This window comes from Streptomyces sp. NBC_01478, assembly GCF_036227225.1.
Lineage (GTDB): Bacteria > Actinomycetota > Actinomycetes > Streptomycetales > Streptomycetaceae > Streptomyces.
The window spans coordinates 10840786-10857066 of sequence record NZ_CP109444.1 but is presented as its reverse complement, the minus strand read 5'-3'; the positions used below and the strand labels follow the sequence as shown (position 1 = coordinate 10857066).

At 71.0% G+C, this 16281-nt stretch carries 17 protein-coding genes and 1 pseudogene; 7 read left to right on the top strand and 11 right to left on the bottom strand.

What is annotated here, in order from left to right:
* The first annotated feature begins 9 nt into the window (after window positions 1–9).
* The gene (locus OG223_RS48215) at window positions 10–984 is read left to right on the top strand and encodes a ThuA domain-containing protein (RefSeq protein WP_329263553.1); all 975 of its coding nucleotides are present in this window, start codon (window positions 10–12) and stop codon (window positions 982–984) included.
* A 411-nt stretch (window positions 985–1395) separates the two neighbouring features.
* On the opposite strand, the pseudogene OG223_RS54060 reads toward OG223_RS48215, so the two are convergent.
* From OG223_RS54060 to OG223_RS48200, 4 genes and pseudogenes are all read right to left on the bottom strand, one after another.
* A pseudogene (locus OG223_RS54060) lies at window positions 1396–1896 on the bottom strand (ribosome-inactivating family protein); the annotation flags it as partial.
* A gap of 236 nt (window positions 1897–2132) precedes the next feature.
* The gene (locus tag OG223_RS48210; RefSeq protein ID WP_329263550.1) at window positions 2133–2342 is read right to left on the bottom strand and encodes a hypothetical protein; all 210 of its coding nucleotides are present in this window, start codon (window positions 2340–2342) and stop codon (window positions 2133–2135) included.
* Window positions 2343–2823: 481 nt separating this feature from the next.
* A complete protein-coding gene (locus OG223_RS48205) occupies window positions 2824–3393 on the bottom strand; it encodes an RICIN domain-containing protein (protein WP_329263548.1) in 570 nt (189 codons plus the stop codon).
* A gap of 280 nt (window positions 3394–3673) precedes the next feature.
* Complete coding sequence (locus OG223_RS48200) at window positions 3674–4108, bottom strand: hypothetical protein (protein WP_329263546.1); 435 nt, start codon at window positions 4106–4108, stop codon at window positions 3674–3676.
* A gap of 635 nt (window positions 4109–4743) precedes the next feature.
* On the opposite strand from OG223_RS48200, the gene OG223_RS48195 reads away from it, so the two are divergent.
* Window positions 4744–5127, top strand: a complete 384-nt coding sequence (locus tag OG223_RS48195; protein WP_329263544.1) for a BlaI/MecI/CopY family transcriptional regulator — start codon at window positions 4744–4746, stop codon at window positions 5125–5127.
* Window positions 5128–5137: 10 nt separating this feature from the next.
* Here the strand turns inward: OG223_RS48195 and OG223_RS48190 are convergent, their stop codons facing one another.
* On the bottom strand, window positions 5138–5368 hold the full coding sequence (locus tag OG223_RS48190; protein ID WP_329263543.1) for a hypothetical protein: 231 nt from the start codon (window positions 5366–5368) through the stop codon (window positions 5138–5140).
* A 56-nt stretch (window positions 5369–5424) separates the two neighbouring features.
* Between OG223_RS48190 and OG223_RS48185 the strand changes: the two genes are divergently transcribed.
* Window positions 5425–6015 carry a M56 family metallopeptidase gene (locus OG223_RS48185; protein WP_329263542.1) on the top strand — a complete coding sequence of 197 codons (591 nt, stop codon included), beginning with the start codon at window positions 5425–5427 and terminating at the stop codon, window positions 6013–6015.
* A gap of 64 nt (window positions 6016–6079) precedes the next feature.
* On the opposite strand, the gene OG223_RS48180 is transcribed toward OG223_RS48185, so the two are convergent.
* Window positions 6080–6856: a LysR family transcriptional regulator substrate-binding protein gene (locus OG223_RS48180; protein ID WP_329263540.1), complete on the bottom strand. Its 777-nt coding sequence runs from the start codon at window positions 6854–6856 to the stop codon at window positions 6080–6082.
* A 58-nt stretch (window positions 6857–6914) separates the two neighbouring features.
* Here OG223_RS48180 and OG223_RS48175 point away from each other — a divergent pair, with 58 nt between their 5' ends.
* Together OG223_RS48175 and OG223_RS48170 are read left to right on the top strand one after the other, a co-directional pair.
* Complete coding sequence (locus tag OG223_RS48175; RefSeq protein WP_329263538.1) at window positions 6915–7298, top strand: DUF5997 family protein; 384 nt, start codon at window positions 6915–6917, stop codon at window positions 7296–7298.
* A gap of 40 nt (window positions 7299–7338) precedes the next feature.
* Window positions 7339–8103 (top strand): GntR family transcriptional regulator, encoded by a 765-nt coding sequence (locus OG223_RS48170; protein ID WP_329263536.1) that lies wholly within the window; start codon window positions 7339–7341, stop codon window positions 8101–8103.
* A gap of 2 nt (window positions 8104–8105) precedes the next feature.
* Here the strand turns inward: OG223_RS48170 and tmpA are convergent, their stop codons facing one another.
* Window positions 8106–9755: a 2-trimethylaminoethylphosphonate dioxygenase gene (gene tmpA / locus OG223_RS48165; protein ID WP_329263534.1), complete on the bottom strand. Its 1650-nt coding sequence runs from the start codon at window positions 9753–9755 to the stop codon at window positions 8106–8108.
* A 114-nt stretch (window positions 9756–9869) separates the two neighbouring features.
* Complete coding sequence (locus tag OG223_RS48160) at window positions 9870–10454, bottom strand: TetR/AcrR family transcriptional regulator (protein ID WP_329263532.1); 585 nt, start codon at window positions 10452–10454, stop codon at window positions 9870–9872.
* Window positions 10455–10606: 152 nt separating this feature from the next.
* Between OG223_RS48160 and OG223_RS48155 the strand changes: the two genes are divergently transcribed.
* Window positions 10607–11482, top strand: a complete 876-nt coding sequence (locus OG223_RS48155; protein ID WP_329263531.1) for an LLM class flavin-dependent oxidoreductase — start codon at window positions 10607–10609, stop codon at window positions 11480–11482.
* A 14-nt stretch (window positions 11483–11496) separates the two neighbouring features.
* Here the strand turns inward: OG223_RS48155 and OG223_RS48150 are convergent, their stop codons facing one another.
* Window positions 11497–11892, bottom strand: a complete 396-nt coding sequence (locus OG223_RS48150) for a nuclear transport factor 2 family protein (protein WP_329263529.1) — start codon at window positions 11890–11892, stop codon at window positions 11497–11499.
* 114 nt (window positions 11893–12006) lie between these two features.
* On the opposite strand from OG223_RS48150, the gene OG223_RS48145 reads away from it, so the two are divergent.
* The gene (locus tag OG223_RS48145) at window positions 12007–12672 is read left to right on the top strand and encodes a nucleoside/nucleotide kinase family protein (protein WP_329263527.1); all 666 of its coding nucleotides are present in this window, start codon (window positions 12007–12009) and stop codon (window positions 12670–12672) included.
* A gap of 3 nt (window positions 12673–12675) precedes the next feature.
* Here OG223_RS48145 and OG223_RS48140 read toward each other — a convergent pair whose 3' ends face one another.
* Window positions 12676–14511 carry a hypothetical protein gene (locus OG223_RS48140; protein ID WP_329263525.1) on the bottom strand — a complete coding sequence of 612 codons (1836 nt, stop codon included), beginning with the start codon at window positions 14509–14511 and terminating at the stop codon, window positions 12676–12678.
* 51 nt (window positions 14512–14562) lie between these two features.
* Window positions 14563–16281, bottom strand: coding sequence for a hypothetical protein (locus OG223_RS48135; protein WP_329263522.1), 1719 nt, complete (start codon window positions 16279–16281; stop codon window positions 14563–14565).

Sequence of the window (16281 nt, the reverse complement as noted above, 5' to 3'; positions counted from 1 at the left end):
CAGAGTGTCATGACGGCAAGAACTCGCACCCCGCTGTCCATTGCCCTGGCGATCGCACTCGTCGCCCTGGCCGCGTTCTTCGGCGGCCGCTACCAGGCCTCCGCCCAGTCACGGGCCGCCGGCGCACAGGAACTCGGCGACCCCGACTACGGCGTCTGCCGCGGAACCAGCCCCAAGTGCTACCACGACTGGGGCAACTTCACCCCGGCGGCCAACGGCTACAAGGTGCTCCTCTACACCCGAACCGCCGGCCCCCGGCACGCCAACCTGGGCCCCGCGCTCGGCACCGGTCTGGACCCGGCGCTCACCACCGCCAACGTCGTGCAGAACGCCGTCGTCAAGCTCGGCCAGGACAACGGCTTCACCGTCGACTGGACCGAGGACGTCACCCAACTCGCCAGCCCGGCACAACTGTTCAGGTACAACGCGGTCATCTTCTACTCCACCAGCCGCGACACCCTCGACGACGCCGCACAGACCTCACTGCGCCAGTACATCCGAGGCGGCGGAGGCTTCGTCGGCATCCACAACGCGTTCGGTACCGAATACAACTGGCCTTGGTACGAAGGCCTGTTGGGCGGCGCCAACTACTACGACCACGGCCCCGAACAAGCCGGCACCGTCGTCACCCAGGACCGCCACGACTCCTCCACCGAGGGTCTCCCGGCCCGCTGGAACTTCACCGACGAGTGGTACAACCTCGTCCCCGCCCCGTCCAGGGTCCGCCTCCTCGCCACCGTCGACGAATCCACCCTGCCCAAGGGCGTCACCGGCAGCATGGGCCACCCCGGACACGGCAAGGTCCACCCGGTGGCCTGGTGCCAGTACTACGACGGCGGCCGCGCCTGGCTCACCACCCTCGGCCACGACGCCAAGGACTTCGCCACCGACGGCTCCTTCCCCGGCGCCGAGCAGTACCAGAAGCTCATCCTCGGCGGCATCGAGTCGGCGATGGGCAGGACGCCCTTCTGCCAGGCGCATTGAACGGAGAGCCACTCCGGCGGAGCGCTTGGTACCCCGTGATCGCCAGAAGGTCGGCGGCGAGGGCCCGGGGCCGGCGTGGGCATCGGGGACGGGGAAGACCCCCGGCGGAACAGAGGGGAATGTCCCGCCGGGGTGGCTCGGCACAGTGGCCTCAGAACCTGTGCCAGAGGGCGACCGCCAACTGGGCGTCGATGGCCGCCGGCGTCGTGAGGTCGCCGTTGCCGATGTGGAAACGCGGAGCGGTGTGGTTGTGGGTCGAGCTCTGGGCAGCCTGGGAGAGGCTCCCCAGTTGTTCTCGAACTGCAGGCCCGTCACGCTGATCAGGTCGTTGCCCCTGTTCGATCCGGATCCGGTGCTGCTGATCGTCGACGACGTTCCCGGACAGTAGATTTCTGCGCCCCTGATCGTCTGGCCGATGCGGTAGGAGATGTAATCGAAGCGGGCGCCCTCGGTGAGGGCCTGGGTGAGGATCAGCAGGGCCCGCGCCTGGTTCCGGCCGGCAGTCGTGTAGTGCAGGTTGCCCAGGGCGCTGATCGAGCCCTGGATGCTGTCCATCGAGATGCCGAGGCTGCCTCGGTCGACGTTGGCGGCGCTCTCCATGGCGTTGTAGTTGATCCAGTGCAGATTCACCGGCGTCGCATCCGCATAGGTGGCGGGCCCTTCGTTCAGCCGGTAGTGCCGGTTCGTGCCGTCGTTGCGCCGGCCGACGACGTACAGGTTCCTCGCGTTGAGCACGAGAGTGATCTGGCTCCGGCCCATGGCCAGGGTGACCGGGAAGTAGTCGTCCGCGTTGCGGGTGAGGGTGATGCCGCCGTAGAGGGGGGGACCACGGACGCGTCCGCGGATGTCCCTGATGATCGCGTCGTACCTGCGGCCGACCTCGCTCCGGTTCCTGGCCTCGTGGCCGGCCACCAGGGTCCCAGGGCGCTCAGGTGTGCTGAGGAGCCCTGAAATAAAGGGAGTCGCCTCTCCGTGCTGACCGCCGATACCGGGCAGGTGGCTCGCAGGGGTCAGCAGGTTGGGATGAACCAGGGCGGATGGCCCAGTATCGACGAGTCGTATCGCGCGCCGGCCGGCCGGAGCGCGTTGTCCGGCGTCGGCGGCCTGCGGGTTCCCTTCCGTGCCTTCGACCGGGCTACGGCTGCGGATCAGACCATGCGCAACGCCATGGAGCACGTGGACGGGACGGCCATCACAGGCAGCGGCGGCTTCGCCTTCGGCGTGAGCGGCGACAGGGTGTCGATCACGGCGGCCGGCACGCTGGGCTCGGCAAGGATCACCAGCCGGGCACAGACGACCAACAGCGCGACTCCGTCGCGCGGGCCCTCGGCGCCGTAACCATCGAGGGCCCGTACCACGTCGCCCACGATGCCGGGTCGGCCGCGAAGGCCATCGCGGTTCTGTCCGGACGGATCCGCGACTGGGCCGGGGAAGTCGCCAGCGGCCGCGACGAACTCCTCGGGAGCCAGCTGTACTTCGCCCTCCGGGACCAGGGCGACGTGGAGGAGATGCTCAACACCTTGCGACGCCGCTAAGCGTCCGCCCACAGCGCGAACGCCAACTGTCCAGAGGCTTCGAGGGCAGCACGGCGGGTTTCGGCCCGGGTTCGATGATCATTCTCATCGCACCTCCTCAGGACAGCGAGTTGGACTCCACGCACACGAGCGCGGAAGACCTGCGACAACAGGGGGCCTCCTGGTACTCGGTTGGGATCGCATCCCCCGAACCACCAAGAGGCCCTGCCGTTATGCCGCGGCTGCCGAGGGATCACCCGAACAGGAACCGCGTTCGCCTGATCAAGCCTGCCGAACGGTAAGCAGCAGGCTTCTCAGAAACGGCCTAACTCACGGTCCACACCTGGGCCGCTGCCGGGTGTGCGTCGTCGCAACTCCATTGCATGAGCTGGCTGCCGAAACTGCTGACCGTGTCGAGGCACAGATTGGTGCCCACGTGCCTGAACTTCGCGCCGACCTTCTGGTCGACGATCGCGGTGGTTTCGACCCATTGTTCCGACGCCAGCCCGTCGCAGAGGTATTCGTCGACAGCCTCTCCCGGAACGCTGGTGCCGTTGTTGACTTCGGCGCAGTACCCACTCGCCTGATTCACCAGGTAGTAGGTGTCCGCCGAACCGGTCGACACGAACGCCCAGTTCTGGGTGCTGGAACCGTTGCAGTTGACCAGCTGAAGTCTGACGTTGAGTGCCCCGCCAGGCGCGTCGACGCATTGGGTGTAGGCCATGTTCTTGATCGTGTGATAGCTGCTCGCAGCCGCGGCGGCCCTAACGCGGGCGGAGATGCCCGCCGTGGAGTCTGCGGTCGGCGCGGCACTTGCCCCCGTCGCCAACGTAACCATGCCCGCGCAACTCACCAACGTCGCTGCCAGGACAGTGATCCTGTTTCGGATCTTCATCGTCGTGACTCCTATGACTTGTCGACCGGAAATCCGATATCGCCTTGTTCGTGGACAGCGTGTTCCGCCGAGAGTGCGCCGTCGCCCTCTGTTCCGCCCAGCGGACCGGTCATCGCTTCTTAGAGGGTGGTTCGTGATTCTTTGCGAGGTTCTGTCATCCCCTGACAGTGTGAGCGCGGCCTGCACCCGCTCGGCCTTCTCCCGCAACCACGCGATCTCTCCCCGGACCCTCTTCTCCCGGGCCTCCAGCAGACCTGGCACCGACGCCACCAACCGGAGTTCATGCCCACCCGCCCCGAACCAACCGATCACGTACGGAAAGCGGATGACGTCTGAGATCTTCGGCGGATTTCGCCGGGGAGCCGGCGGTGAGCGGGCCGAAGTCGCGCAGGGCCTGGTGGGCGGCGTCGAGGATGGCGGGGTGGCCGGTGAGGGACAGGTAGTCCTGGCCGCCGAAGTTGGGGCCCTCGGTGATCACGCCGGTGTCGGACACGACGGTGGCGCGGGTGGTCAGGGCGGTGTCGTAGCGGCGGAAGTACGGCCACAGGTCCGCCTGTTGGCGGTCGAGCTGCCAGGCCAGGTAGGCGTCGTTGCGGGTGGTCGGATCCGGTCCGGACACCACGCGGAAGCGCATGATGTCCTTCTCACGGGTGTCGGTCTCCCGGTCGCCGAGCGGCCCGGCCGCGGGGGTGGTGGCGGGCGCGGTGGTGGTCATGTTCGTCAGCTCCTCGGTGCGGGCATGTGGGGGCCCGCTGCGCAGGCGCCGGCCGGGCGCCCTCGACGACGCTTCGGCCCGGATCAGGGCCAACTGCCTCCCGTTGACGGGGCTTTGATGGGGTGGCAAGCCCTTTCTAACGTCGGCCTTACCGAGGCCCTGAACTTCACGTCGACACCGGACACGGCCCGTCAGCCGCGACATCTGCGGCCGCTTCGTCCGGATCGACCCGCACACGCCGACCGCCCCTCGGCTCCGACGGCAGGCAGCTCCAACTCCTGCCGCTCGACCGCATGCAGCCGCCAGACGGGCGAACTCCCGCTGGTGCACGTAGGAGGCACAGGCAGCCACCCCGCCACTGCCAGCGCACACAGAGGACGGATCCAGTTCAGGGTCAAAGCCACGACTGGTGGCCTCACCCTCTCCTCCTACTCCCTGACGGCACTCGTCAAGCCCATCGCCCAGCCCCCGGATTCAGTGCACAACCCGTGCACATTTCCACCGGAAATCCCGGGAACTCCCAGGTAGAAGCAGGAATCCCCTCGGCGCATCCATCTACCACGACCAGGCAAAAAAGCCTGGTCAGAGCGCCAATGGCAGGTAAGTCGCGCCCTACACGCTGTAAGGTGAGCGCCATGGCTGGCAGAGACCCGCAGGTGCGGGCGGAGCGGCGCAGCGCCGGTGAACTGGAGAGCGAGGTCCTCGCCGCACTGTGGGCGACCGACCGCCCCCTGACACCGGCCGAGATCCAGGCCGAGATCCACGGCCCGCTCGCCTACAACACCGTGCACACGATCCTCAAGCGGCTCTACGACAAGGGGCTCGTCCTGCGGGACGCGACCGGGCGGCGCGGCGCGTACCGGCCGGCGAAGAACGCGGCCGAGTTGACCGCCGAGGCGATGCACGAGGCGCTGGACCGTGGCCCGGACCCGATCGCCGCGCTACAGCAGTTCGTGAGCGGTCTGCGTCCCGAGGAGGAGAGGGCCCTGCGTGACCTCCTCGCCGGGGGCGCGGGATGAGGTTCGACGTCTACATCCCGTAGCTGTTGTCCGCGCCGCTCGCCGCGATCAGCCCGGCGATCGGCAGGCGGGTGGCTCCGGCACTGGCCGCCCGGGTGCTGACCGCCGCCGTGGTGACCGCGGCGGCCACCTGCTGGTCCCTGTTCCTGCCGGCCGCGACGCTCGTCGGCGATGCCCCGCCGGTCGTCGCCGAGGCCCGGCAGGACGGACACCGGCTGGCGGAACCGGTGCCCGAGGTCATCGGGATAGTGGCCGCGGTCGCCCTCGCCGTGCTCGTCGTGTCCGTCCAGGGGGGCCGTGCGCGCCGACCGTCGTACGCGGCGCGCGCTGCGCCGGCTGTGCGAAGGGCACCCGGCGGACACCGAGTTGATCGTCGCCGACTCTCCCGAACCGCGTGCGTTCGCGATCCCCGGGCCGCCTGGCCGGATCCTGGTGACGGTCGGCATGCTGAGCGCCCTCGAACCGGCGGAACGCCGGGTCCTGTTCGCCCATGAACGCGCCCATCTCGCCCACCGGCACGCGCAGTTGGTGACCGCGGCGACGCTCGCCGCCGCGGCCAACCCACTGCTGCGGCCCGTGCGCTCCACGGTCGTGTTCCTGCTGGAGCGGTGGGCGGACGAGCAGGCGGCGGCCGTGGTCGGCGACCGTGCGACCACCGCCCGCGCGCTGGCCCGCGCCGCCCTGAGCGCCGAACGCGCGCGCCCCGCCTGCGCGTTGGGCTTCACCGACCGTGCCGTCACCCGCCGGATCGCGGCGCTCCAGACGACCCCGCCCCCGCGCCTGTGGCCCCTCGCGACGGCCGTCCTCACCCTGGGCGCGCTGCCCGCACTCGGCGCGGCCGACACGACGGGCGATCTGTTCCGGATGCCGGCGGGAGTGCTCGACTAGGCGCTGTGCCAAACGCCTCGGCAGCGAAGTCGGCCTGAACGGCGGGCAGTTGTCGCGGTGATCGTCAGCGACCGCGCGGCTTGCCGCGCTTGGTTCCCTTGGTTCCGCCGGACGAACCACGGGGGTTCTTGCCGGTCCGGCCCGTCGTCTTCCCGGCGGCGGGCTTGCGGCGCGCGGGGGTTTCGGCGCGCTTCGCCTTGGCCTTCGGCTGCGGCTGGGCGGGCGCCGGGGTGCGGCCCCGGGTGCTGTTGACCGTACGGCCGCGCACGATGCCGATGAAGTCCTCGACCAGGTCGGTGGTCGCGTCCTCGGGCCAGGAGAGGGCGACGTCCGACTGGGGGGCGTCGACCACCGTCCGGTAGGTGAGGTCCTTGCGGTGGTGCAGCCGGGCCAGGGACTGGGGGACGTAGAGGATGCCGATGCCCGACGCCACGTGTTCGACGGCGTCCTCGGTGGTGGCGGGACGCTCGAACGCGGGCTCTCCGGGCGGCTGTTCCCAGTCGAGGACGTCGTCGAGGGGGTGCAGGACCACCTCGTCGGCGAGTTCGTCGAGGGACACCTCTTCGGCCGCCGTGACGACGTGGTCCTTGGGGGCCACGACGACGGTCGCCTCGGTGTAGAGGGGGATCGCGCTGAGGACCGTACGGTCGACCGGCGACCGGACGAGTCCGGCGTCGGCCTCGCCGCGCCGCAACACATCGGATGCCTCGGCGGCCGGGACCGGTACGAGGATCAGGGGGACGTCGGGCCGGCGCTCGTTCCAGATCCGCACCCACTTGGCGGGCGTCACCCCGGGGACGTACGCGAGCCGGAACGTGGGGGATGCTTCCGAGCCTGTCACCCCGCAAGGTTACCCGCCGTGGTCGGAGGCCTCGTACACGGTCGATACTCTTGACGGTATGAGTTCGCACCAGACCACCCAGACGATGAAGCCCGCCACGGCGGCGAAGAAGCTGGGTGTGTACCTAGAGGCCACGCCCGCCGAGTTCCAGGAGGGTGACGTCTCCCGCGCCGAGCTGAACGAGTTGCAGGCCGATCCGCCCCAGTGGCTGCGCGAGCTGCGCGCCAACGGCCCGCACCCGCGCCCGGTCGTCGCGGCCAGGCTCGGCGTGTCCATCGCCGGTCTCGCCCGTGGCGGGGTCACCGAGCCCCTCACCACCGAGCAGATCGAGGCGCTGAAGAAGGACAGCCCCGAGTGGCTGGAGAAGGAGCGTGCCACCCAGGCCGAGGTCCGCAAGGAAGCCGAGCGGATCAAGAACAAGAAGAACGACGAGCGCGACTGACGGCGGCGGGGCGGAAGCGCTCAGGACGGAGACCCAGGCGGTGACGGACGGTCCTGGCAAGCCCCCGGCGATGTACCGCAAGGTCGCCGCCGACCTAGGCCGTGAGATCGGTGAGGGCCGCTACGGCTCCGGCGGACGGCTGCCCGCCGAGGGCGAGCTCGCCGAGCGGTACGGCGTCTCCCGGGGCACGGTCCGCCAGGCGATGGCCCTGCTGCGCACCGAGGGGCTGATCGCCTCACGGCGCGGCACCCGCCGGGTCGTGATCGGCACGCCCCGGCCGCAGAGCTTCGGCGAACTGCTCAGCTTCACCCGCTGGGCGCGCTCGACGGGCGAAGAGCCCGGCGGCCGGATCGACGCCGTGGAGACCCGCCCCGCCGACGCGACCGAGCGGAAGCACCTGCGACTGCCCGCCGGGGCCGAGGTCTACGAGGTACGGCGGCTGCGCACGCTCTCGGGGCGGCCGGTGATGGTCGAGCGCACCGTATACCCGTCCGCCGTGGGCGAGTTGATCGCCGAGCTGCCGGCCGACACCGTGTCGCACACGGTGGCCCTGGAGGAGTCGGGCGTGCTGTTCGCGGACGCCCAGCACACCATCGACCTGTGCCGGGCCGACGAGGAGGACGCCCGGCTGCTCGGCTGCCGGCCCGGCGATCCACTGCTGCGCGAACGCCGGTGCAGTACCGACCCGGCGGGCACGCCCGTCGAATGGTCCGAGGACCGGTACCTTCCGGAGACCGTGGCCTTCACCCTCCACAGCTCGGCCGCCGCCGGCTCGCTGGCCCGCCGCCCGGCCGGCGACGCCTGACCTCAGGCGCTCCGCAGCAAGCCCGTGAGCAGCGGGCGGAAGTGCGCGAAGTCCGGGGTCGGCGCCTCGGGGTCCTTGCCCTCGTCGTCCCAGCGGCGCACCGCGACGCCGTCCGCCGCGTAGGGATTCGCCTCGTACGCGGCGACCTCGGCCGGAGACATCGGACCGCCCTGCACCTCCAGCGTGTACACCGACGCCTCGGAGAGCCGACCGAAGTAGCCCGGCTCGACCGCGCACAGATACCGCTTGGCCGCCACGTGCAGCCGGACCGGTTCGGTGACCTCGGGACCGAACCACTCGGCCAGCCGGTCCGCCCCGGTGTGGCTGTGCCGGTTGTCGGTGCCCTCCATCAACTCCGCACCGCCGACCGGCCCGTGGACGTGCCCGAGGTCGTGCAGCAGCGCGGCGGCGACCAGTGCGTCGGGCGCTCCCGCCTCCTCGGCACGCGCCGCCGCCTGGAGCATGTGCTGCGCCATCGTGACCTCCTCCCCCAGGTAGGCGCTCGCGCCCTCCCCCGCGAAGAGTTCGGCCAGCTCGTCCACGAACTCCTTTGCCGCTACGGCCCGTTCGCGACGCAGCACGGCCAACGTGCCGGCCAGTGCGTCGAGGTCGGCGTAGGTGCCCTGGAGGTGACGGGCACCGCTCTCCTCGAAGGCCGTACGGGCGTGCAGCAGCCGGACGTTGTCGAAGATCAGGCAGTCGCCCGTCACCAGCCGGAACTCCAACTGGAGTTCGGGGCGCAGGGTGATCTCGGCGAAGGCGCGGTAGGCCCGGTAGAAGGCCTCCAGTTCGGCGGCGGGCAGCAACAGGGTGCCGATGGAACGGTTGTTGAAGCGCACCTCGCGGATCTGCCCGCGCCCGTCCACGTCGATCAACGGCCGGTCGGCGGCCAGCACGGTGTGCGCGTCGCTGAAGCGGAACGGCACGGGGGTGCGCGTCAGTACGGCGAACGCCTCCGGGTCCTCGGCCCGCAGCAGCGCGGCGGCCCGGAAGCCGTCGACCAGTCCGGAGTCTCCGCCGACCGCCGCGTTGGACAGGCAGTGCAGGAGTTGGAGGGTGGGCACCGGGTCGCGGTACGGGTTGTCGGTGTGCGGGGTGATCCGGGCGCCGGTGAACGCGAGGTTGTTGGGGTCCGGTTCGACCCGTACGTCGAAGAGCCGCCCGTAGTTGGTCTCGCGGACGTGGCCGAAGGTCTCCGCCATCTCCAGCACCTGGCCCTCGCGGCACGGCGCATCACGCAGCAGGGCGAAGCCGAGCCCGAGGACGGACTCCAGCACGCGCGCCTTGACCACCGGGTCGCTCAGATACTCCGCCCAACTCGCCTCGGGGAGACGGCCGTTCAGGTCCACGGCGGCCCACAGGGTCTTGCCGTTCTCACCGCGTCGGTCCTCGGAGGCGCTCCCGGCTCCGGGCCGCTCGGCCGCCAGCCACCGCGCGGAGTACACGGACCGGTGTCCGTCGGGTGCCCAGTCGATCTCGACGCCGTCGGCGGTCTGCCGTACGGCCGCCAACGCGAGGTCGGTGGGCAGTTCGGTGATCTGGAACAGCTTCTGGCCGTTGCGCGGGTCGCGGCACCGGGGGCAGGGGCAGTTGTCCCGCAGCCAGGTGAGCGGCAGGTCTTCTACGGGGTGCTCTTCCACGGACTGTGACATCTCCATCACTCTCTCGCAAAGTTGTATAGCCAACTTTCTCGACAGAGTGAACGTCTCAGTGCCGGATGAGCAAGAGGTGACGCGGCGGTCACCCGCGCATGAACGAGACCGGCATCAGCGCCGCAGGCCCGCGACGAGGACATCGACCAGCCGGAGGGCGTCGTAGCGGTCGTCCCCCTCCGCGCCGGCGCAGAGATTGCCGACGCCGCGCATGATCTCGTAGGCGGTCAGGTCGGAGCGGACCTCCCCGGCGGCGATGGCCGCGTCGAACAACTCGGCGCACACGGGCAGGAGGCGATCGAGGAAGTACGTGTGCAGCGCCTCGAAGCCGGCGGTGTCGGACCGCAGCACCGCGGCGAGTCCATGCTTGGTGACCAAGAAGTCGACAAACAGATTGATCCACTCCCGCAGCGCCGCGTACGGCGTGGCACTGCTCGCCAGCAGCGCCGGACCGGCCTCGGCGCAGGCCTCGACCTGATGCCGGTAGACCGCGATGACGAGATCGGCCCGCGTCGGGAAGTGCCGGTAGATCGTGCCCAGCCCGACACCGGCCTCGCGCGCGATGTCACGCACCGGAGCATCGACACCCGACGCGACGAAGACCTTGGCGGCGGCGTCGAGCAGGGTCTCCTTGTTGCGCCGGGCATCGGCCCGCTTGGACTGGACCGCGCCGCCCACTGCCGCGTCGTCGTCGCTCACCGCGCAGCTCCTCCACCACTCGAGCTTGCTAAACGGAACGGTGTTCCGTATCGTTTTCCGGAACGTCGTTCCGCTTGCCCATGATGCCAGAGCGGAAGCCGGACGGCCAAGCCATGCCTGCCACCCCGCGTTGCCGAAGGACGGAAGGCGCCATGCCCCGCACACCCCGGACCAGCTTCGGAATCATGACCGCCCCCATGCAGGTCGACTACCACGACATCCTGCGCGTCTGGCAGGAGGCCGACACCGTCCCGGAGATCGAGCACGCCTGGCTGTTCGACCACCTCATGCCGATCGGCGGCGACCCGGACGGCCCGGCCTTCGAGGGCTGGACGCTGCTTTCGGCCCTCGCCGCGCAGACTCGTCGACTGCGGCTCGGCGTGATGGTGACCAGCAACCGCTTCCGGCCGCCCGCGCTGCTGGCCAAGATCGCCACGACCGTCGACATCGTCTCCGGCGGACGGCTCGACTTCGGTATCGGCGTCGGCTCCCGCCCGGACCATCCGCTGGCCCGGCGCGAGTACGAGGCGCACGGCCTCCCCTTCCACGACTCGGCGCACGCGGTGGCAAGCCTCGCCGAGGCCTGCACGGTGATCCGGCGGTTGTGGACCGAGGAGAAACCGTTCGACTTCCACGGCACCCACCACCACCTCACCGGAGCGTTCGGCAACCCCAAGCCCGTCCGGCGCCCCCACCCGCCGATCCTCATCGGCGGCCGCTCGGCCGCGACCCTGCGCGTGGTCGCCGAGCACGCCGACCTGTGGAACATCCCCGGCGGCGACATCGAGGACGCCGTCAGCCGCAGCGCGCTCCTCGACCGCTACTGCGCCGAGATCGGCCGCGACCCCGCGGCCATCACGCGCTCGATCCACCTCTCCGTGTCCTACGACAGGCCCGAGACCACCCGGGACGCGATCCGCGAGGCGGTCGACGCGGGCTTCCACCACATCGTCCTCGGGCTGCCCGCGCCCTACCCCGCCGAGGTCGCACACCGGGTCGCCGACGAGCTGATCGGCAAGGCGGTCTGAGAACCCTGTCGGCGTCAGTCGTGCGGGAACGAGTGGTGTTCGTGCGCTACCAGCCAGCGGCCCCGCTCCTTGCGCAGGCCGAAGGTGAGCCGCAGTCGCAGGGCGGGGTGTGCGGCGAGTTCCTCGGGAGTGCCGCACCGGAGCAGGGCATGGGCGTAGGCGACGTCCGTGCCGGCCGTGATGTCGAGCGAGTCGATGTCGAAGCGGGCGCCCTGGGCCTGCCAGTCGAAGAACGGCGGCCAGCTCGCGCGGTAGGCGGCGAGGCCGTGGATGCCCGTGTGCGGGGGCGGCACGTCGTACATGACGAGGTCCTCGGCGTGGTCCGCCATGACGCCGTCGAGGTCGCCGCGGTGGACGGCCGCGGCCCAGCCGGTGATGAGGGCGCGGATCTGTGTGACGTCGTCGGGCATGGGCGGCTCCTGTTCCTGTCCCCCACTCCATGGTCTCTCTGCCGGGTCGACTCCCCGATCTTCCGCGCATCATCGCCCCGGCCACGCGTTTGAGGCGGATGGCACACTCTCCGTGTGCCACTGACTTTCGACGACCTCCTCACCCGTGCCACCGCTCTCACCGCCCCCGGCCGACGTGCCGTCCTCGGTATCGCCGGCAGCCCGGGCGCGGGCAAGACGACCCTCGCCGAGCACCTGGTGCGCGCGCTGAACGGCCTCGGGGATCCATGGGTCGCGCACGTCCCCATGGACGGCTTCCATCTCGCCGACGTCGAACTGGACCGGCTCGGCCGCCGCGACCGCAAGGGCGCGCCCGACACCTTCGACCCGGCCGGGTACGCGGCGCTGCTGCGGAGGCTCCGTGAGGAGACCGACGAGGTGGTGTACGCGCCGGGTTTCGAGCGGGTGCTGGAGCAGCCGATCGCCGGCGCGATCCCCGTCCTGCCCACGGCCCGGCTGGTGGTGACGGAGGGCAACTACCTGCTGCTGGAGGCGGGTTCATGGGCGCGGGTACGACCGTGCCTGGACGAGGTGTGGTTCTGCGAGGTCGACGAGGACGAGCGCGTCCGCCGGCTCGTCGCCCGGCACGAGGAGTTCGGCAAGGACCACGAGACCGCCGTGGCCTGGGTGTCGGGCACGGACCAGCGCAACGCCGACCTGGTCGCCACGACACGTGGCCGGGCGGATCTGGTGATCTCCCCGGCCACGCTGCCTTCGCCGTACGACGCGCCCCTCCTCTGAGGCTCACGCGTGGAGCGTCAGCTCCGGTTCTCCGTGGGCGTCGCCCGCCGCGTTCCCGATCACCGCGGTGAACGCCTCGGTGCGGACGGTGAGTTCACCGTGCTCGCCGCTCGTGAACTCGGCGGTGAGCGGCCCGGCTCCGGGGCCGTACCGGACGACGAACACGTCCAGGTCCTCCGGCGCGCCCGGTGCCGGGTCGGCCTCCAGGGCCGTGGAGGTGACCAGGTGGCTCCAGCCCTCGTCGGGATTGCCGTAGCCGCGCGGGTCGGCCGCAAGGGTGAACGCCGCTTCCTGCTGGGAGAGTTCGGAGCGGGCGTCGAAGTGGTCGGCGCCCTCGCCGGTCGGGTGGGTGAGGCGCAGGGTGCCCGCCGAGCTGACATCGCCCTCCGCCGTCCTGCGCACCCGGTCTCCGTCGTCCGCCGCGTAGGGCAGCCCGGCGAGCAAGTACGGTGCTCCGTCGAGGCGTTCGACGGCCACCGTCGTCCACAGGCTCGTGCCGTCGGTGACGTACAGGGACCGGATGTGCCGCAGGACGTGGTCGCGGCCGACGACCGGCTTGGTGACCAGCTTGGCCGTCAGTCCCTCGGCGCTGATGTCGCGGACCCGAACCTCGCCCATCGGGCGGCAGAACAGGAAGCCGTCGAGCACCGGGCCGAAGCCGTGCTGGCGGTTGACGGCGGCGGGCAGATAGTACGTGCTGTCGGCCTCGACCACTGACGGGGTCATCTTGCTGTCGAAGGCCACCGACACGGTACCGGCGCGGAGTTGATGGCGGGCCGGCTCCGTCGACGGGGCGCGGTGCCAGGGTGTGCTGTCCTGGATCTGCCAGACCAGCATCCACGCGAAGTGGCCGTCGACTCCCCCGTCCGGCTTGACCGCGTGCCGGGCCCAGCGGCTGTCGCCCCGGTAGCGGCCGATGTCCGAGCCGATGCGGGCGCCGAAGTAGCGCAGCCCGAGGACCGATTCGAAGGCGGAGTGCTGCTCGCTGTAGCGCGGACCGCCGTTGTCGAAGCCGCCGTTGGTGAGGCGGGCGTCGATGTAGCGGGCCAGCGCCTCCCCGTCCTCGGCGAAGACGTCCTCGCCGCTGACGATGTGGGCCCGCGCGAGGAAGGAGAGGGAGATCGGGCCGTAGTTGTTGTCGTACGCGCCGCCGTGCTCGGGCGGGAGGAGGGCGCCGCGGTCGCTCACCCGATGGGCCCGGATCTCCTCGCCGTACACGGTGAGCGCGCGTTCGCGCACCAACTCCCCTTCCGCCGGGGGGAGATGGCGGGCCAGCATCAAGCCGCCGACCACACAGCCGATCGCCTGGTTGCCGGCCTCCTGCGGGTTGAAGAAGGTCGCCTCGGTGAGCCAGCGCCAGTAGCCGAGCGCCAACTCGACCAGCGCGGTGCGCTGTTCGTCGTCGACGAGCCCGTCCGTCGCATCCAGGATGTCGACCGCCTGGAGCAGCGCCCACGCCGTGCTCGGCCAGTCGCCGATGGGGTGGGCGCCCGCCTCCAGGACGTAACGGGCGTACGGGAGGCCGGAGTTGCGGACCTTCAGGTTCGGGTAGCCGGGGTTGTCCTCGGTGTAGACGCGCTCGCGGAGATGGAAGGCGAGGCTGCGCCGTACCGCCTCCGGGAGCCGCGGGTCCTTGCCGCGTTGCCAGGCGAAGGCCAGCAGGGACGTGATGCCGAGCGAGGTGTCCCCGATGTCGTCGTTGCAGTCGGGGTGTTCGAGGTTGCCCTCCGGGGTGATGCGGCGCAGGGCCTGCTCGACGACGTCGGCGAGGACCGCGTCGTAGGCCTCCGGGGTGTCGGGGAGGTCGTGCAGCGGGCCGCGCTGGTGGAGGAGGTGCACGGGTGGATCAGCCCTTCATACCGGAGGTGGCCGTGGCGTGGGTCGTCGGGGTCAGAAGACAGGTGCGGGGCGGCTGGTGCGCAGGGCGACGCTCAGTGTCTGGGGGCCGTTTCCGCCGAAGTACACGCGGTTTCCGGTCGTCGCGTCGGTGCCGCCCACCACCGTGTGGTCCTGGCCCGGGTCGTACCGTAGTACGTCGCCGCGGTCCGGTCCGGCGAGAGGTTCGCCCGCCTCGACCTCGACCTCGACGCGGATCTCGTCGGCGCCGACCCGGTAGGTCATCGGTCCGGTGGTCAGGCACCGGCGTCCGTCGCCGATCGGGGTTGCGCCCGCTACAACTCCCCCTGGCCGGAAGGTCAGTTCGAGGCACCAGGGCACCCGTGGTCCGCTGATGTCGATGCGCAGATCGGCACCGTCCTCCCGCAGGACCGCTTCGACGCTCGTCGTGTGGGAGACCTCGTCGCGGGGCCGGTCCGGGAAGGACAGCGCGGCGGAGAAGCGTCCCTCGTCCGTCAGGCGGTAGGCGCCGTCGTCGCGTCGCCGGTCCGGCGGGAGCGGCTGGTAGTAGGCGGCCGTCAGGGTTTCGGTGAGCCGGTACCGGTTGTCGGCGAGCTGGTGCATGTCGGCGGCGCGGAACGGGCCCAGGTCGAAGAAGCCCCGGGAGAGGCGGACCGCGTCGAGGACGGCGTCGCCGGCGAACAGGCGCAGGAAGGTGGGGTTGCAGGCCAGGCCCGAGCGGATGCGCCGGTGCTCGGGCACGTCCGAGCCGCCGTACAGGACGCTGTGCGTGGTGGTGGAGACGTGTGAGGCGAGCCGGGCAGTGGTGAAGTACCGGTCGCGGGGCAGGAGTTCCGGCTCCGGTGTCGGCAGCGGGCGGCACAGGTCGGGGGTGAGGAGGGTCGCGGCGAGCAGGTCGGGGTCGTCGATGCCGCCGGCCGCCGCCCGGTGTGCCGCTCGGCTGAAGTCGCCCCGGCCGGTGCGGATCGCGAGCAGCCGGTAGTGCGGCAGGTAGGGCGCCAGCGGGAAGCGGCCCCTCTGGTCCTGGCGCCGGGAGTGGACGGTCTCCACCGTGCCGTCCGGTCTGATGAGGTCCAGGGTCGCGGTGAGGTTGCGTTCGACGGCGTCCCGCAGGTCGGGGCGGTCGAGGACGTCGGCCAGCAGCAGGAGCGACGGGTTGGAGACGTGGGAGGCGTAGACGGCGCTGCGTTCCGAGTACAGGCCCTCCGCGTCGATGTCGACGCCCTCGGCGAGCCACTGTTCGACGCGGTCGAGCAGCCGGGAGTCGGGGAACGAGCGGTGCAGGCGGGCCAGCGCCGCGGCCAGTTCCCAGCGGTGGTTCGGGGTGTGCACCCCGCCGGTCAGGAGACTGTCGGAGGCGGCGCGGGCGATCTCGGCGAGCGCGGCCGTGACGTCGCGCAGTTCCGGACCCGCGCCCGCGGCGAGGACGTGCGCGTCGCACACGTCGTTGACGGTGAACGCGGAGTCCGGCGGTGACTGCACGTTGTCGCCGCCGGCGAAGAGGCCGGTGGCGGTCTGCGCGGCGCGGAGTGCGCGGAGGTGGGTCAGCGCGGCGGCGACGGCCTGTCCGCTGCCGTGCAGGGCCGAGTCCGGGGAACGGTACGCCGCGACCAGAGTCTTCACCCGGCGGGCCAGCACACGGTGGGTCACACCGGCGGGTTCCTCGTCCGGGTCGGCCGCCAGTGGGGCGGCCGACCCGTCGGCGGCGCGGGCCGCCGCACGCACGAACGCGTCGTCGAGCGGGCTGGGCAA

Coding starts and splice junctions, on each gene's coding strand:
- OG223_RS48190 (WP_329263543.1), bottom strand. CDS start 5,368: ATGACCTCGGGCACCGGTTCCGCCAGCCGGTGTCCGTCCTGCCGGGCC.
- OG223_RS48150 (WP_329263529.1), bottom strand. CDS start 11,892: ATGCCCGACGACGTCACACAGATCCGCGCCCTCATCACCGGCTGGGCC.
- tmpA (WP_329263534.1), bottom strand. CDS start 9,755: ATGTCACAGTCCGTGGAAGAGCACCCCGTAGAAGACCTGCCGCTCACC.
- OG223_RS48155 (WP_329263531.1), top strand. CDS start 10,607: ATGCCCCGCACACCCCGGACCAGCTTCGGAATCATGACCGCCCCCATG.
- OG223_RS48195 (WP_329263544.1), top strand. CDS start 4,744: ATGGCTGGCAGAGACCCGCAGGTGCGGGCGGAGCGGCGCAGCGCCGGT.
- OG223_RS48215 (WP_329263553.1), top strand. CDS start 10: ATGACGGCAAGAACTCGCACCCCGCTGTCCATTGCCCTGGCGATCGCA.
- OG223_RS48205 (WP_329263548.1), bottom strand. CDS start 3,393: ATGAAGATCCGAAACAGGATCACTGTCCTGGCAGCGACGTTGGTGAGT.
- OG223_RS48200 (WP_329263546.1), bottom strand. CDS start 4,108: ATGACCACCACCGCGCCCGCCACCACCCCCGCGGCCGGGCCGCTCGGC.
- OG223_RS48175 (WP_329263538.1), top strand. CDS start 6,915: ATGAGTTCGCACCAGACCACCCAGACGATGAAGCCCGCCACGGCGGCG.